Raw genomic sequence first — 14,304 nt, 5'->3', positions numbered from 1 at the left:
ACAGGGCCACGAAGGGCGATGAATACCGTTTACGTCGATGGTGTTTACATAGGCAAGGCAAAAAATCTCGGCCAGGGTCTGGTCAGCGACACTGACAAGTACCCGGTTGCCAACCGACTCTGGTTGTGGCCACAAGGCCTGGGCAGCGATGAGCACGGCGATCCGCGCTTTCACACCGGTCCCGAGCGCGCCTTGCATCATTACCCCGCTGAACACTATGACCACTGGCGCAAACGTTACCCACAGTTCGCCTGGTGCGCGCCGGCCTTCGGTGAAAACCTGTCCACCCATGGCCTCACCGAAGAACAGGTGTGCCTGGGCGATCTGTTTCGCTGGGGCGGTGCGCTATTGCAGGTCAGCCAGCCGCGTTCGCCCTGCTATCGCCTGAGCCATCGCTGGGGCCTGGCCAATCTGCCGCAACAGGCCCAGGACAATGGTCGTTGCGGCTGGTTTTACCGGGTCCTCAAGCCAGGTTTCGTACAAGCGGATGAACCCTTTGAACTGATTCAGCGCAGTTACCCCGGCCTCACCGTGGCCTGGGCCCTGCGCTGTTTTTTCCAGGAACCTCTGGAGCATGCTGGCTTGAAAACCCTCATTGATTGCCCGGCGCTTTCCTCGCGCTGGCGTGATATCGCTATCAAGCGCATGCGTACTGGCCGGGTTGAAGACTGGTCCGCGCGCCTGCTGGGGCTGCCGCTGGAGGGCCTGCGGGCATGAATCTGTTCAACCTGCGCCGCACTGTGCCGAGCCTGGAAGATTTGGCCGCCGAGCCCTATGCAAACGCTTCGGCCCCGGCCTTTTCCAGCGAGTGCCTGATGCCCAGTGTGCAGCGTCCCCAACCGGTCTTCGTGCGCGGCCAGGGCTCTTGGCTGTGGGACAGTGAAGACCGTACTTACCTGGACTTCACCCAGGCCGGGGCCGCCAACAGTCTTGGCCACAGCCCGTCGGTCCTGGTCGCCGCGCTTGCCGAGCAGGCGCAGTCGCTGATCAACCCGGGTTCCGGGTTCTACAACCGTGGCATGCTCAAGCTGGCCGATCGCCTGTGCCGCAGCACCGGCAGCGACCAGGCCTACCTGCTGAGCAGCGGCACTGAAGCTTGCGAGGCCGCAATCAAGCTGGCGCGTAAATGGGGGCAACTGCATCGTGGCGGCGCGGCTGGCATCATCACTGCCAGCCAGAGCTGCCATGGTCGTGGCTTTGCTGCGTTGTCGGCGGCTGGCAGCGGCGCTCCGGGCAATCGTTTCGGCCCCGGGCTGCCGGGTTTCAGCCAGGTGCCGTTCAACGATCTGCCGGCTTTGCACGCGGCGGTGGATGCGCAAACCGTGGCGATCATGCTGGAGCCGATCCAGAGTGAGGCTGGTGTCATTCCGGCGACCGAGCATTACCTCAAGGGTGTCGAGCGCCTGTGCCGTGAACTGGGCATCCTGCTGATTCTCGATGAGGTCCAGACTGGCATCGGCCGCTGCGGCACCCTGCTGGCCGAACAGCTGTATGGCGTGCGTGCCGACATCATCGCTCTGGGCAAGGGGCTCGGCGGTGGCGTGCCACTGGCGGCGTTGCTGGCACGGGGCAAGGCCTGCTGTTTCGAGGCGGGCGAGCTGGATGGCACTCACCATGGCAATGCGCTGATGACCTCGGCCGGCCTGGCGGTTCTGGACAGCTTGCAGGAGCATGGCTTTCTCCAGCAGGCGCGCCATAACGGCCAGTACCTGGGGCAGGAACTGACCCGCCTGGCGAGCCGGTATGCCCAGGGCCAAGTGCGGGGGCAGGGTTTGTTCTGGGGCATGACCCTGGCGGATGAGTCCGCCGACGCGGTGGTCAAGGCTGCCTTGCATGAAGGCTTGCTGCTCAGCGCGCCGCAACCGGACTGCCTGCGTTTTACCCCGGCATTGAGTGTCAGCAAAGGCAATATCGACGAGATGCTCCTGCGCCTGGCTCGGGCTTTTTCCCGGGTGCGCACGGCGCAATTGCACTGTCGCAAGGGAGTGGCCGTCTGATGCGTGTACTGATCCTGCAACATTCGCCTGCCTCCGGGCCGGGGCGGATCAACCAGTGGCTGCTGGAGCGGGCGAGCGCCGTGCACATCTGCCATCTGTACGCCCAGGCACGTTTGCCGCGGCTCGACAGTTTCGACCTGCTGATCGCTCTGGGTGGGCCCATGAGTGTGCACGACGAGGCCCAGACTCCGTGGCTGGCTGCGGAAAAACGCCTGTTGCGCAAGGCCCTGTCTGCCGGCAAGCGCGTGCTGGGCATCGGCCTGGGTGGCCAGCTCCTGGCGCAGGCGCTGGGGGCGCAGGTTCGCCCCAGTGCAGCGCGGGAGATTGGCTGGTGGCCTGTGGAAAAGTACCCCAATGCCCAGGACTCGCCTCTGGGGCTGGCCTTGCCGGAACGTCTGATGGCCTTTCATTGGCACGGCGAAAGCTTCGATCTGCCCAAGGGCGCGTTGCCGCTCTATCGCTCGGCGGCCTGCGATCAACAGGGCTTTATCTGGCAGGAGCGGGCCATCGGCTTGCAATGCCTGTTGCAGAGCGACCTGCACAGCATCGAGGCACTTTTGCAGGCGCGCCCCAACGGTTGGCTGAGCGCTGAACACAGCGCCGAGCCCGATAGCGTCGAGGATCAACAGGCGATTCTCGCCGGAATCCCGCATTGCAGTGGTTTGGCACCCACTCTGTTCCGGGTGCTGGATTACCTTTCCGGGCCACATGCGACCTTACGTTGACTGACTTCCTGAACCGTCTCGCGGTATAACGCATCGCCCCGTGTCCGATTTTTCGCACGGGGCGTTTTTTTATCTCCAGTTTTTTCAAACCCCCTCTTTGTTCTTGCAACCTCCTTCAAGTACCGGCTCGTTGTACGGGCGCCATGGCCCTCAAGCTGTTGAGCGTGGTGCAGGAACATGGCCTCCAGATCCTCGCCCGAGTGGCTGCGCGGCCTCGAATCGCTCTGAACCCTGGCGTATGGCCAAGGTCGATTGCAGGTAAGGCTCATTCGAGCCGATTGTTATCAGGAGCTGCCCATGGACTTGATCCGCATCATCTTCGCCATTCTCTTGCCGCCCCTGGGGGTCTTCCTGCAAGTGGGGTTTGGCGGCGCTTTCTGGCTGAACATCCTGCTGACCCTGTGCGGCTACATTCCGGGGATCGTGCATGCGGTGTACATCATCGCCAAACGCTGATGGTCTGCCCGTTCCAGGGGAACGGGCATTAGCTGATCAGTGCTGTGCCTGCAGCACTCGGCGGTAAAACCGCCACTCCTGCTCCAGGGCGTGGGCCTGGTTGCTGGCCTTGCGAAAGCCGTGGCGCTCATCGGGATAGTAGTGGGCCTCGGCGGCGATGCCCTGGTCCTGTAGCGCCTTGAGCATGTCGCGGGTCTGCTTGGGCACCACCACCGCATCCTGCTCGCCCTGGAAAAACACCACCGGCACGCCGATGCTGCTGGCGTGGGCCAGGGGAGTACGGGCCAGATAACGTTCGCTGTCGCGTTCAGGATCGCCGATCAGCCAGTCCAGGTAGTCGCCTTCGAACTTGTGGGTGGCGCGGGCCAGGCTGATCGGATCACTGACTCCGTAGAGGCTGGCTCCGGCGCAGAAGACCTTGGCGAAGGCCAGGGCGCAGAGGGTGGTGTAGCCCCCCGAGCTGCCGCCGCGTATGAATGCCTGTTGCGGATCGATCAGCCCCTGCTCATCCAGGTGGGCCACCACGGCGCAGGCGTCTTGCACATCCACCTCGCCCCAGCGCAGGTGCAGGGCCTGGCGATAGGCCCGACCATATCCGGTGCTGCCGCGGTAGTTCAGGTCGGCCACGGCAAAGCCGCGCTGGGTCCAGAACTGGATACGCGGGTCGAGTATCGGGTAACAGGCCGAAGTCGGGCCGCCGTGGATGAACACCACCAGGGGCGGCCGGTTGACACCGTTCATGGCCGGGTAGAAGAAACCATGGGCCTGGCCGTCGCCGCTGGGGTAGCACAGGGTCTGCGGGCGGCTGATGCGTTCCGCCGGCAGAGGGGCAATCCCTCCCGCCAGGACTTGGACCTGCCGGGTCTTGCGGTCTATGGCGATAACGGCCGAGGGGCTGATAGGCGAGGCCGCGATGCAGTACAGGTAGTGCTGGTCCAGCGCCAGGCTGCGGAAGCGGCTGTAGTTGCCGCTAAAGTCCTGCTGGAAACCGTCGTCCTGACGCAGCCCGAGGCGGCCAAAACCCTGCTCGGTCCAGCTGCCAAACCAGGCATCGCCGCCCAGGGGCAGCCAGGTGCAACTTCCCAGTTGCCAAGGCGCCGGGGCATGGTCCGCGGCGGTGCTGGGCAACGGCCGCAAACCATCGCTCGACTCGGTCCAGGGTTGCCAGAAACCGCCGCGATCGCTGAGGCAATACAGATGATCGTGCTGGTCGAAGCGCGGCTGTTGCAGTGACTCTGGCTCGCCATCGCCCGCCACGCAGCGGGGATCCCCCCAGGTCCCGTTGCCCAGGCGCTCAGCAAGCATCAGGCGGGTGCTGGTCCAAGGTTGATGGGGCCGGTCCCACTCGATCCAGGCCAGGCGCAGACCATCGGGGCTGAGGGTAGGAGCGGCATAGAAGTCGGCCCCGGCAGCCAGTAGCCGGCGTTGACCGGTGACGCTGTCAATGCTCACCAGTTGGTGTTGCTCGGCGCACTCCTCGACGGCCAGCACCTGGCCAGAGTGGTATCGCAGGTCACCGTAGCGGCACGTGCCTTGAGTCAAGGCGCTGGGCGCTCCACCGGCCAGGGGCTGGCGATACAGCTGCTGGTCCGCCTCGTTGACGAACAGCAGGGCATCATCGCTGAGGCAGAAGGCGCCACCACCGTATTCATAGACCCTGCTGCGCACGCTGAAGCCGGTTGGCGTCAGGCACTGGGCCTGGCCCTGATGCCACTGCCAGATCCGACAGCGGCCGTCCTCGGGACGATATTCATTCCAGAACAGGCCGTGGGTCGTCAGTTGCAGTTCAGCAAAGTCGACCCCGGCCGTAGTGGCCTGGCTGGCGCTGAAGGGCTCAACCCTTGGCGATGAGGCGGGAGTTTCGTTCATTGCGAAAAGCCAGTTGCTCGATGGTGTGGGTGGCCGTTTCAGATTCTTCACGGGCCTGGAGGATCATCCCATGGTGTGGCGATTTGCTGCACACCGGATCGGCATTGCTGGCATCTCCGGTGAGCATGAAGGCCTGGCAGCGGCAGCCGCCGAAGTCCTTTTCCTTCTCGTCGCAGGAGCGGCAGGGTTCGGGCATCCAGTCGTACCCGCGAAAGCGGTTGAAACCGAATGAGTCGTACCAGATGTGCTGCATGCTGTGGTCGCGCACATTGGGGAACTGCACCGGCATCTGCCGCGCGCCGTGGCAAGGCAGTGCGGTGCCGTCCGGAGTCACGGTGAGGAAGATGCTGCCCCAGCCGTTCATGCAGGCCTTGGGGCGCTCCTCGTAGTAGTCCGGAGTGACGAAGATCAGCTTGCAGGGATGCCCTTGGGCTTCCAGCCTGGCGCGGTATTCGTTGGTGATGCGCTCGGCGCGCACCAGTTGCTCCTTGGTCGGCAGCAGGCCCACGCGGTTGAGCTGGGCCCAGCCGTAGAACTGGCAGGTGGCGAGCTCGACGAAATCGGCTTCCAGTGCGATGCACAGCTCGATGATGCGGTCGATCTTGTCGATGTTGTGCCGGTGGGTGACGAAGTTCAGCACCATCGGATAGCCATGGGCCTTGACCGCACGGGCCATTTCCAGCTTCTGCGCGAAGGCTTTTTTCGAACCGGCCAGCAGGTTGTTCACCTGTTCGTCGCTGGCCTGGAAGCTGATCTGGATATGGTCCAGGCCGGCTTTCTTGAAGTCGCTGATCTTCTGCTCGGTGAGGCCGATGCCGGAGGTGATCAGGTTGGTATAGAAGCCCAGCTTGCGCGCCTCGCCGATCAGTTCGGCCAGGTCCTGGCGCACCAGCGGCTCGCCGCCGGAGAAACCCAGCTGCGCTGCACCCATTTCCCGCGCTTCGCGAAATACCTTGATCCACTGCTCGGTGCTCAGCTCCTTGCCCTGCTCGGCGAAGTCCAGGGGGTTGGAGCAGTAGGGGCACTGCAGCGGGCAACGGTAGGTCAGCTCGGCCAGCAGCCACAGCGGCAGGCCAACTTCCGGTTTGCCGGGCAGAACCGCCGGTTCAGGCGAGTTCGATCCAGTGCTGAGCACGGGCGACCTCCATGAACTGCTCGATATCTTCACCGAGCTCGGCCACCCCCGGGAACTGGATTTCCAGCTCGCTGATGATCGCCGCCACGTCACGTTCGCCATCGATCAGGCCGCCAATCAGGGCGGCACTGTCGTTGAGCTTGATCATGCCCTCGGGGTACAGCAGGACGTGGCCCTTTTGCGCCGGTTCATACTGGAAGCGGTAGCCGGGGCGCCAGCGTGGGGTTTTACTGCGGTCGAAACTCATAGGGTGATCCCCTTATGCCAGACCCGCTGATCGGTGACGCTGTGATAGGGCGGGCGGTTCAGTTCATAGGCCATGCTCATGGCGTCGAGCATGCTCCAAAGGATGTCCAGTTTGAACTGGAGAATTTCCAGCATGCGTTCCTGGCCGGCACGGGTGGTGTAGTGCTGCAGGGTGATCGCCAGGCCGTGCTCGACATCACGGCGGGCCTGGCCCAGGCGGGTGCGGAAGTACTCGTAGCCAGTGGGGTCGATCCATGGGTAATGCTGGGGCCAGCTGTCCAGGCGCGACTGGTGGATTTGCGGCGCGAACAGTTCGGTCAGCGAGCTGCTGGCCGCCTCCTGCCAACTGGCCCGGCGAGCAAAATTGACATAGGCGTCCACGGCAAAGCGCACACCGGGCAGCACCAGTTCCTGGGAGCGCAACTGGTCCGGGTCCAGGCCCACGGCCTGGCCCAGGCGCAGCCAGGCCTCGATGCCGCCGTCCTCGCCCGGGGCGCCGTCATGGTCCAGCAGGCGCTGGATCCATTCGCGGCGAATCTCCCGGTCCGGACAGTTGGCGAGGATCGCCGCGTCCTTCATGGGGATGTTCACCTGGTAATAGAAGCGGTTGGCGACCCAGCCCTGGATCTGCTCGCGGGTCGCCCGGCCTTCATACATCGCCACGTGATAAGGGTGATGGATGTGGTAGTAGGCGCCTTTGGCGCGCAGTGCCTGCTCGAATTCGGCGGCGGACAGCGGGGTGTCGGTCATGTGTGTTCTCCGGGGGGCAGCCCTTTCGCGGGCAAGCCCGCTCCTACGCAAAGGGGCCAAGGCTCGTGGGGCGAGCTTGTGGGCGATTCGCCCTACAGCTCAATACTCATTCCGTCGTAAGCCACTTCCACCTTTCGGCGTACCAGTTCGGCACGTTCGGCGGAGTCTTCATCGAGGATCGGGTTGGTGTTGTTGATATGTATCAGCACCTTGCGCTGGCGGGGCAACTGTTCCAGCACTTCGAGCATGCCGCCGGGGCCGTTCTGCGCCAGGTGGCCCATTTCCCGGCCGGTACGGGTGCCCACGCCACGACGCTGCATTTCATCGTCTTCCCACAGGGTGCCGTCCACCAGCAGCACATCGCTGGCGGCCATGATCTCCAGGAGTGGCGCGTCGACCTTGCCCAGGCCCGGCGCGTAGAAGAGTTTGCCGCCGCTGCGCAGGTCTTCGACGATCAGGCCGATGTTGTCCCCCGGGTGCGGGTCGAAACGGTGGGGCGAATAGGGCGGCGCTGCGCTGCGCAGGGGCAGCGGCGTGAAGCGCAGGTTGGGGCAGGCGGGGATGCTGAAGCTCTGGTCCAGCTCGATGCGGTTCCAGCTCAGGCCGCCGTTCCAGTGGCTGAGCATCTTGAACAGCGGGAAACCGGTGCTCAGGTCTTCATGGACCATGTCGGTGCACCAGACCTGGTGCGGGCAGCCTTCACGCAGGCTGAGCAGGCCGGTGGTGTGGTCGATCTGGCTGTCCATGAGGATGATGGCGCCGATGCCGGTGTCCCGCAGTGCGCGGCCCGGTTGCATGGGGGCGAAGCTTTGCAACTGCGCGCGGATATCCGGAGAGGCGTTGCACAGCACCCAGTTCACCCCGTCATCGGAAATCGCGATGGACGATTGAGTGCGCGCCTGGGCCCGCAGGCTACCGTCGCGAAATCCGGCGCAGTTCACACAGTTGCAGTTCCACTGCGGAAAACCACCGCCGGCGGCGGAACCTAGAATCTGGACAAACATGGACGCTCCCTGGGCTCAAGACTGAAAAAAGGACGGAGAACTGAAAATAAAAACGCCCCGGACGGGCCGAGGCGTTGCGCTGCGTTTCTGGCCAGAGGCAGAAATTAGCGGCTGGCGAAGTACATGGTGACTTCGAAGCCGATACGCAGGTCGGTGTAAGCAGGTTTGGACCAGGTCATAAAATTGCTCCTTTGAGGTGGGTGGGACGGGTGTTGCCTATACATATAGTCCACCTCCGGCGGGAGATGTTCAGATGCTTAGGAGGCTATCTTACTAAATTCCCGCGGAAGGTTGCCCGCAATTCTGAAGAAAGCTCATTGCAGCGCTGGTAATGATCATTCTGCCACTTGCCAGGGTGTACCCGGGCACGGCCTGTTGGCCAGCGCGCTGCAGCCGCCGGCAGCCTCTCTGAGTTGGCGGGCGGCCTGGATCACGATGGCGGGCGTCAGGGCCTCTATGCAGCCTTGCAACTGCGGCAGGTAATCCGACGAGTGGCCGGCCAGTTTTGCCTGCCACAACAGCTCCATGGCCTGGTCCAGGGGCAGGGTCGCGGGCTGCAACTGTTGAGCCAGGGCCTGTTGCTGATCATTCCAGCTGGGCTCGTCGAGTGCCTGGAGTTGTTCGGGCAGGTGCTCAAGGAATTGTGCGATGTGCTGAAGTATCTCGGTGACTGTCGCGCCGGGGGATTGCACGCCGAACAACAGACCCGTCCGGCCGTTGCGCTGGCGAACGGCACTGAAGACGCCATAGCCCAGTTGCAGCTCAACCCGCAGGCGCTGATAGAACGGGGTCTGGCAGAGCTGGCCGAGCAGGCGCCATGCGGCTTCATCGGCAAGGCTGGCGCTGGGCACGGGATAGAACAGCAGCAGGGCATGCTCACCGGCACTCCCGGGCAGGTTCTGCCACTGCTGGCCGGTGCCTGCTGGCACCGGCCGGCAGAGGGTGGCGTCCGCTGTGCCGGGCATCTGTTGCAGGGTTCGGCTCAAGGCTTCCTGGATGGCGGCTGGCAGCGCCAGGCCCAGTCCGTCCCAGCGAGCGCTGGCCCAGAGTGCTTGCAAGGCCTCTGGGTCGGGCTGGGCCGGGCTGTCGGGCTGTGGCTGTTCGCTGAATGCCTTGAGCAATTGGCGGATCGTCAGCAGGGGCGCTTCAGCATTGACGCTTGCCTGCTCCTGCCAGAACGACTCGGCAGGTCGTCCCAGGGCTTTCAATGCTTGCAGTAGTACTGCGGGCATGGGGGACGGCAAACCGTGCAGTTTCAGCAGCCAGTCTTTGCCACAAGAGGTGAAAATCAGCTCTACGCCGGCCTGGCGGGCATCGTCGCGCAATGTCGCCAGGCTGCGCAGCAACCGGGCATGCAAGCCCATCGGAGCAGGCGAGGCCAGTTGCCAGCGCAGAGTCAGGGCGCTACCAGAAGGATCTGCTGGCAGCGCCTGGCTGAAGCTCAGGGCCGAGCTTTCCTTGCGGCCCCGGGAGCGATCCTGGGCAAAGGTGCGCAGCCCGCGATGAGCGCTGGTCTGCCCGCGAATCAACCCGGCCCGTGGTGCCTCGATCGTGCTGCGTAGAAAGGGGTTGGCAGGAGGCAGGCGCCAGTCGTGGCTGAAGTGCTCCACAGCCTGGGGTTGCAACTGCTTGAGCACCTGCTTGAGGGCGGCCAGCCCCGACTCATCCAGCCCATCGGCAGCTTGGCGGCTGTCGCGTCGGGACAGTTCCAGGGCGCTGGCAACTTCGATCTGGCGCTGTTGCAGCAAGACATATTCTTCGCGCAACGGTGCCCAGTCGGCCTGGGCACTGAAGAACCCCAGCCACTCTGTCAGCAGCTCGCGTACCTGAACCGGGGCTGATGCCGCCACGCTGGTCAGATCGAACTCCAGGTGCAGCAGGGCCTGGCCGGCGAACTCATACAGGAGCGTTGCCTTGAGGCTGTGAGCCAGTTGGCGCTGCTGGAGTTCCGCCAGCAACCCGCCGGGCTTGGCCGATTGCAGCCAGGTGCAGAGAAAATCCACAGCGGCAGTAGCGCCCGCGGGCAGCCGCTCTAGAGCAAACAGCAGGTCCAGCCGCTGGCCGCTGAGTTGTTGGTAAGTCTGGTTGCCCGTGGTCATTAGGGCGGGAGGCGCTGTCTGCTCAAGGTGTTGACCGCTCGGCAGGCAACTGCCGTAGCGTTCCGCCAGGGCTCGGAGCTCCTCCAGTGGCTGCGGGCCGGCGAGGCTCAAGACCATTTGCCCGGCCTGGTAATACTCGCGATGGAACTGCTGCAAGGCCTGCTGGAAGGCGTTATTGGGCAGGTTCAGGCTGTAGCGGTTGCCGGCATGGAAGGCCCTTAGCGGGTGCGCGGCATGAAGACCGTCAAACAGTGCGAACTGACGCTGCGCTGTCGCATCCCGGGACCAGGCGATGAACTCCGCGTGTAGGACTTCCCGCTCCCGGTGTTGGTCCTCCAGGCTCATGCGCGGTTGAGCGAGCATCTCGCACAGACGTTCCAGGCCACCGGCAAAGGCGCTGGCCGGCAGCTCGAAAAAGAACTCGGTGGCACGTTCGCAGGTTCGCGCGTTCAGTTGCCCGCCCTGGGCCCGTACATAGGCCATCAGCCCCTGTTCGACAGGAAAGCGCTCGGTCCCGAGAAACAGCAGGTGTTCCAGAAAGTGCGCCAGGCCCGGCCAGGCCAGCGGCACATCGTGGCTGCCGGCGGCGACGCGCAATGTCGCGGCGCAGCGTTTCAAATGGGGAGCATGACGCAGGGAAACCCGCAGGCCGTTGGCCAGGGTCTCCAGTGGGGGCAGAGGGTGATTCGGCGCGGGCATGAGCACTTCCAGAACAGAGAAGCGCTCATGCTAGCGGATATCCCCGGATCAGCGCTTGCTCAGGTCGTCGTAAAGCTCGGGGCGGCGATCGGACAGGTAGCGGTTGAGCGCCCGGGATTCGCCCATCAGTTGGCGGTCCAGGGTGCCGATGATCAGGGCCTCGTCGAGACCGGCCAGGGCAATCCGGCTGCCGTCGGGGGCGGCGATGCTGCTCTGGCCGCAATAGCGGATCTGTTCTTCATGGCCGCAGTAGTTGGCATAGGCCACGTAGCACTGGTTCTCGAAGGCCCGGGCACGGATCGTCACGTCGGCGACGAAGTCGTAGGGGATCATGTTGGCGGTCGGCACCAGAATCAGCTCCGCGCCTGCCAGGGCCAGGCGTCGTGCATTCTCCGGGAACTCGATGTCGTAGCAGATCAGAAAGCCGAGTTTCCAGCCGTCCAGTTCCACCAGCGGAAAGTCATCTTCGCCGGCGCTGAACATCGAATGGTCGAGGTCACCGAACAGGTGGGTCTTGCGGTAGTTGCACAGGCGCTGCCCCTGGGCGTCGATCAACTGCACGGCGTTGTAGATCTGGCCGTCGACACTGCGCTCCGGGTAGCCATAGAGGATCGCCGTGCCGGCGGCCTGGGCGATGGCGGCGATGCGCTGGGCCGAAGGGCCGTCCTGGGCCTCGGCCAGAGCGCCCACCGCTTCCAGGCCGATGTTGTAGCCGCTGAGAAACATCTCCGGCAGCACCAACAGATCGGCATCGGTGGCCTCCATGGCCACCTGATGCAGGCGTTGCAGGTTGCCGGCCACATCCAGCGGCCGTGGCGGGCACTGATACAGGGCGACGCGCATGGTCTTCACTCCACTCACTGACAGACCGGCCACTGTAGCCGCTGTCGCAGGTTCGTACGACATCCCCGCAGGGCAAGCCTGCGGGGACGAGCGCCTGCCCGGCCGCCGGTTTCAGTCGGCCAGGGCAATCGGCCCGATCTCGTGGAACACATCCCCCGGGCCCGGGTTCTCGGCGTGAGTAGCGCCACCGAAGTGCTTCATGATCCCCCACACCGCGTTCAGCGAGGTCTGCACCGCACCCTCGACCCAGGCCGGAGTCCAGGAGACATCGTCACCAGCGATGAAGATACCGCGCTGCTCGGCGGGCATGTCGTCCTGCATGAAGTGCGCGTACATCCGCTGGTTGTAGCGGTAGTGGCCCGGCAGCGCGCCCTTGAAGGCACCGAGGAAGTGCGGGTCGGCCTCCCAGGAGACGGTGATCGGGTCGCCGATGATACGGCTGGCGATATCCACCTTGGGGTAGATCTTCTTCAGCGCATCCAGGGCCAGCTTCACGCGTTTTTCCACAGGCTGCGGGAGCATCTTCAGGGCATCGCTCATCCACGAGTAGGACAGGCAGATCACCCCCGGCTTGTCGTCGCCGTTGTCGAACAGGTAGGTGCCGCGGGTCAGGCGGTCGGTGAGGGTCATGCTCATCAGGTCGCGACCGGTTTGCGGATCCTTGTCCTTCCAGAACGGCCGGTCGACCATGACGAAGGTCTTCGACGACTGCATGTAGCGGGTGCGGTCCAGGGCCATCCACATCTTTTGCGAGAACAGCGATTCCTCGCATTCGATCTGGGTGGTCAGCAGCCAGCTCTGGCAGGTGGTCAGCACCGCGGCGTATTCCCGGGTGTCGCCCCAGTTGTCGGTGACGCTGAAACGGCCGTCGGCGGCCCGGGCAATGCGCTTGACCCCGGTACGCGGCGCGCCGTGGTGCAGCGAGCTGAGGCTGGTACCGGCCGGCCAGTGGGCACAACGCTCCGGCACGTGGCGCCAGATGCCCAGGGGCACCTGCTCGACGCCGCCCACCACCAGGTGCTGGTGGTCGTCGCAGTTGGTCATGACCACGCGGAAGATTTCCAGCATCGAGTTGGGGAAGTCCGAGTCCCAGCCGCCGGTGCCGAAGCCCACCTGGCCGAACACCTCACGGTGATGGAACGACAGCTTGGCGAAGGCCTTGGAGGTGGCGACGAAGTCGTAGAAGGTGCGGTCGTCCCACAGCGGCACCAGGGTGTTCCACAGTTCCTTGAGGCGCGGCACGTCGCGGTCACGGATTGCCTGCTGGATTTCGCTGAAGCGCGAACCATCTTCCAGGGCATCGGCCCAGGCATCGGCGACTTCCTGGAACAGCGCCGGCAGGTCGGCGAGTTTCTGGGCGTAGTGGGTCTGGCCTTCGAGGTCGATGACGGTACTGCCCGAGGCCGGGGTCAGCGGGTTGGGAAAGGGCTTGGTTTCAAGGCCGAGCTTGTCGACGTAATGGTAGAAGGCCGTGGACGACACCGGAAAGCGCATGCCACCCAGCTCGGCGATGATCCCCTCGGCTCCCTCAAAGGCCTGGGAGCGCAGGCGGCCGCCCATTTTCGAGGCTTCATAGACCACTGGCTTGAGGCCCAGCTTCATCAGCTCGTAGGCCGCCACCAGCCCGGCGATACCGGCGCCGACAATCGCCACTTCGGTGCCGTGCCGTGCCTGGGGAATGCTGCCCAGGCCGGCAGGATGCTCGATCCAGTCGTCGAAGGCGAAAGGGAAGTCCGGGCCGAAAATGGTGATCGGCTTCTTACCGTCTGCAGGATGGCGATTGTTCTTGTTCATGGCTGACCTTGGCGGGCGGCTCAGCAGAGTGCTGAGTATAGGAAAAGATGGCAGCCATTCTAGAGAGGGTGAAACACGTAAATAAGACGCAAACTGTCGTCGTTATGCTCGGTTATTTATCGATATGACGAATTTGTGCGTCAGATTGGCTGATTGGCAGGGCGCACCTTACAGCGCGTGCCCGCGATCGATCTTGCTGCTGAGGATGATCGAGGTGGTGGTTTTCTCCACGCCGTCAACGCTGCCGATCTGGTCCAGCAACTGGTCCAGCTGTTCCGGTGAGTCGGTGCGCAGCCAGGCCACATAGTCGAATTCGCCGCTGACCGCACACAGTTGCTGGACCTGCGCCATGCCGCTCAGGCGCCGCAGCACTTCCTTGCCAGAGCGCGGCTGGACCTTGATGCCGACATACGCCTGCAAGCCGCCATCGACTACCCGCTGCCCCAGGCGCACGCCATATCCGGTAATGACCCGGGTCTTTTCCAGGCGGGCCAGGCGCGAGGTCACGGTGGTGCGGGCGATACCCAACTGCCGGGCCAGCATCGCCACGCTTTCGCGGGCGTTGATCTGCAAGGCTGCGATCAATTGACGGTCGACTTCGTCAAGAACGGGAGGGCGGCTATCGGACAAGGTGGGCTCCAGCACGGCTATCGGGGGAGCGCACATGTTACAGGCTCCCGTGAACAC

Annotated in this window: 14 protein-coding genes; 4 read left to right on the top strand and 10 right to left on the bottom strand. The window is 64.1% G+C overall.

The features are described from left to right. The first annotated feature begins 18 nt into the window (after positions 1-18). The 4 genes from PFLCHA0_RS28085 to PFLCHA0_RS31485 all read left to right on the top strand — a co-directional run bounded on the left by PFLCHA0_RS28085 (position 19) and on the right by PFLCHA0_RS31485 (position 3,178). Complete coding sequence (locus PFLCHA0_RS28085) at positions 19-717, top strand: MOSC domain-containing protein (RefSeq protein ID WP_015637267.1); 699 nt, start codon at positions 19-21, stop codon at positions 715-717. Further along, positions 714-1,997: an aspartate aminotransferase family protein gene (locus PFLCHA0_RS28080; protein WP_015637266.1), complete on the top strand. Its 1,284-nt coding sequence runs from the start codon at positions 714-716 to the stop codon at positions 1,995-1,997. Before PFLCHA0_RS28085 ends, PFLCHA0_RS28080 begins: the two co-directional genes overlap by 4 nt. Next, a complete protein-coding gene (locus tag PFLCHA0_RS28075; RefSeq protein WP_015637265.1) occupies positions 1,997-2,722 on the top strand; it encodes a type 1 glutamine amidotransferase in 726 nt (241 codons plus the stop codon). Before PFLCHA0_RS28080 ends, PFLCHA0_RS28075 begins: the two co-directional genes overlap by 1 nt. Before the next feature lie 297 nt (positions 2,723-3,019). Then, positions 3,020-3,178 carry a YqaE/Pmp3 family membrane protein gene (locus PFLCHA0_RS31485; RefSeq protein WP_011063854.1) on the top strand — a complete coding sequence of 53 codons (159 nt, stop codon included), beginning with the start codon at positions 3,020-3,022 and terminating at the stop codon, positions 3,176-3,178. A 36-nt stretch (positions 3,179-3,214) separates the two neighbouring features. On the opposite strand, the gene PFLCHA0_RS28065 is transcribed toward PFLCHA0_RS31485, so the two are convergent. The 10 genes from PFLCHA0_RS28065 to PFLCHA0_RS28025 form a co-directional block, all read right to left on the bottom strand. After that, positions 3,215-5,047, bottom strand: coding sequence for a S9 family peptidase (locus tag PFLCHA0_RS28065; RefSeq protein WP_015637264.1), 1,833 nt, complete (start codon positions 5,045-5,047; stop codon positions 3,215-3,217). Next, a complete protein-coding gene (gene pqqE / locus PFLCHA0_RS28060; protein ID WP_019094523.1) occupies positions 5,013-6,182 on the bottom strand; it encodes a pyrroloquinoline quinone biosynthesis protein PqqE in 1,170 nt (389 codons plus the stop codon). The genes PFLCHA0_RS28065 and pqqE overlap by 35 nt, the downstream gene beginning before the upstream one ends. Then, positions 6,154-6,429 carry a pyrroloquinoline quinone biosynthesis peptide chaperone PqqD gene (gene pqqD, locus PFLCHA0_RS28055; protein WP_011063851.1) on the bottom strand — a complete coding sequence of 92 codons (276 nt, stop codon included), beginning with the start codon at positions 6,427-6,429 and terminating at the stop codon, positions 6,154-6,156. Before pqqD ends, pqqE begins: the two co-directional genes overlap by 29 nt. Then, positions 6,426-7,178 (bottom strand): pyrroloquinoline-quinone synthase PqqC, encoded by a 753-nt coding sequence (pqqC, locus tag PFLCHA0_RS28050; RefSeq protein ID WP_011063850.1) that lies wholly within the window; start codon positions 7,176-7,178, stop codon positions 6,426-6,428. Before pqqC ends, pqqD begins: the two co-directional genes overlap by 4 nt. Positions 7,179-7,270: 92 nt before the next feature. Beyond that, entirely contained in the window at positions 7,271-8,182 is a 912-nt protein-coding gene (pqqB, locus tag PFLCHA0_RS28045; protein ID WP_011063849.1) for a pyrroloquinoline quinone biosynthesis protein PqqB, read from the bottom strand. Positions 8,183-8,286: 104 nt separating this feature from the next. Next, entirely contained in the window at positions 8,287-8,361 is a 75-nt protein-coding gene (gene pqqA / locus PFLCHA0_RS31480) for a pyrroloquinoline quinone precursor peptide PqqA (protein WP_003194766.1), read from the bottom strand. A 156-nt stretch (positions 8,362-8,517) separates the two neighbouring features. Next, positions 8,518-10,980 (bottom strand): pyrroloquinoline quinone biosynthesis protein PqqF, encoded by a 2,463-nt coding sequence (pqqF, locus tag PFLCHA0_RS28040; protein ID WP_015637262.1) that lies wholly within the window; start codon positions 10,978-10,980, stop codon positions 8,518-8,520. A gap of 48 nt (positions 10,981-11,028) precedes the next feature. Next, positions 11,029-11,823, bottom strand: coding sequence for a carbon-nitrogen hydrolase family protein (locus tag PFLCHA0_RS28035; protein WP_011063847.1), 795 nt, complete (start codon positions 11,821-11,823; stop codon positions 11,029-11,031). 111 nt (positions 11,824-11,934) lie between these two features. After that, complete coding sequence (locus PFLCHA0_RS28030) at positions 11,935-13,617, bottom strand: flavin monoamine oxidase family protein (protein WP_015637260.1); 1,683 nt, start codon at positions 13,615-13,617, stop codon at positions 11,935-11,937. 168 nt (positions 13,618-13,785) lie between these two features. Beyond that, positions 13,786-14,247, bottom strand: coding sequence for an Lrp/AsnC family transcriptional regulator (locus PFLCHA0_RS28025; RefSeq protein WP_011063845.1), 462 nt, complete (start codon positions 14,245-14,247; stop codon positions 13,786-13,788). Positions 14,248-14,304: the final 57 nt, after the last annotated feature.

The organism is Pseudomonas protegens CHA0 (assembly GCF_000397205.1).
In the GTDB taxonomy this organism is placed as follows: Bacteria; Pseudomonadota; Gammaproteobacteria; order Pseudomonadales; family Pseudomonadaceae; genus Aquipseudomonas; species Aquipseudomonas protegens.
Note: the sequence above shows the minus strand (reverse complement) of the source record. Positions and strands in the feature narration are given on the sequence as shown.

What these genes read in the sequence shown, in the direction of transcription:
- PFLCHA0_RS28085 (WP_015637267.1), top strand. Translation starts at nt 19, where the DNA reads ATGAATACCGTTTACGTCGATGGTGTTTACATAGGCAAGGCAAAAAAT.
- PFLCHA0_RS28035 (WP_011063847.1), bottom strand. Translation starts at nt 11,823, where the DNA reads ATGCGCGTCGCCCTGTATCAGTGCCCGCCACGGCCGCTGGATGTGGCC.
- pqqB (WP_011063849.1), bottom strand. Translation starts at nt 8,182, where the DNA reads ATGTTTGTCCAGATTCTAGGTTCCGCCGCCGGCGGTGGTTTTCCGCAG.
- PFLCHA0_RS31485 (WP_011063854.1), top strand. Translation starts at nt 3,020, where the DNA reads ATGGACTTGATCCGCATCATCTTCGCCATTCTCTTGCCGCCCCTGGGG.
- PFLCHA0_RS28030 (WP_015637260.1), bottom strand. Translation starts at nt 13,617, where the DNA reads ATGAACAAGAACAATCGCCATCCTGCAGACGGTAAGAAGCCGATCACC.
- pqqC (WP_011063850.1), bottom strand. Translation starts at nt 7,178, where the DNA reads ATGACCGACACCCCGCTGTCCGCCGCCGAATTCGAGCAGGCACTGCGC.
- pqqF (WP_015637262.1), bottom strand. Translation starts at nt 10,980, where the DNA reads ATGCCCGCGCCGAATCACCCTCTGCCCCCACTGGAGACCCTGGCCAAC.
- PFLCHA0_RS28080 (WP_015637266.1), top strand. Translation starts at nt 714, where the DNA reads ATGAATCTGTTCAACCTGCGCCGCACTGTGCCGAGCCTGGAAGATTTG.
- pqqD (WP_011063851.1), bottom strand. Translation starts at nt 6,429, where the DNA reads ATGAGTTTCGACCGCAGTAAAACCCCACGCTGGCGCCCCGGCTACCGC.
- PFLCHA0_RS28065 (WP_015637264.1), bottom strand. Translation starts at nt 5,047, where the DNA reads ATGAACGAAACTCCCGCCTCATCGCCAAGGGTTGAGCCCTTCAGCGCC.
- PFLCHA0_RS28075 (WP_015637265.1), top strand. Translation starts at nt 1,997, where the DNA reads ATGCGTGTACTGATCCTGCAACATTCGCCTGCCTCCGGGCCGGGGCGG.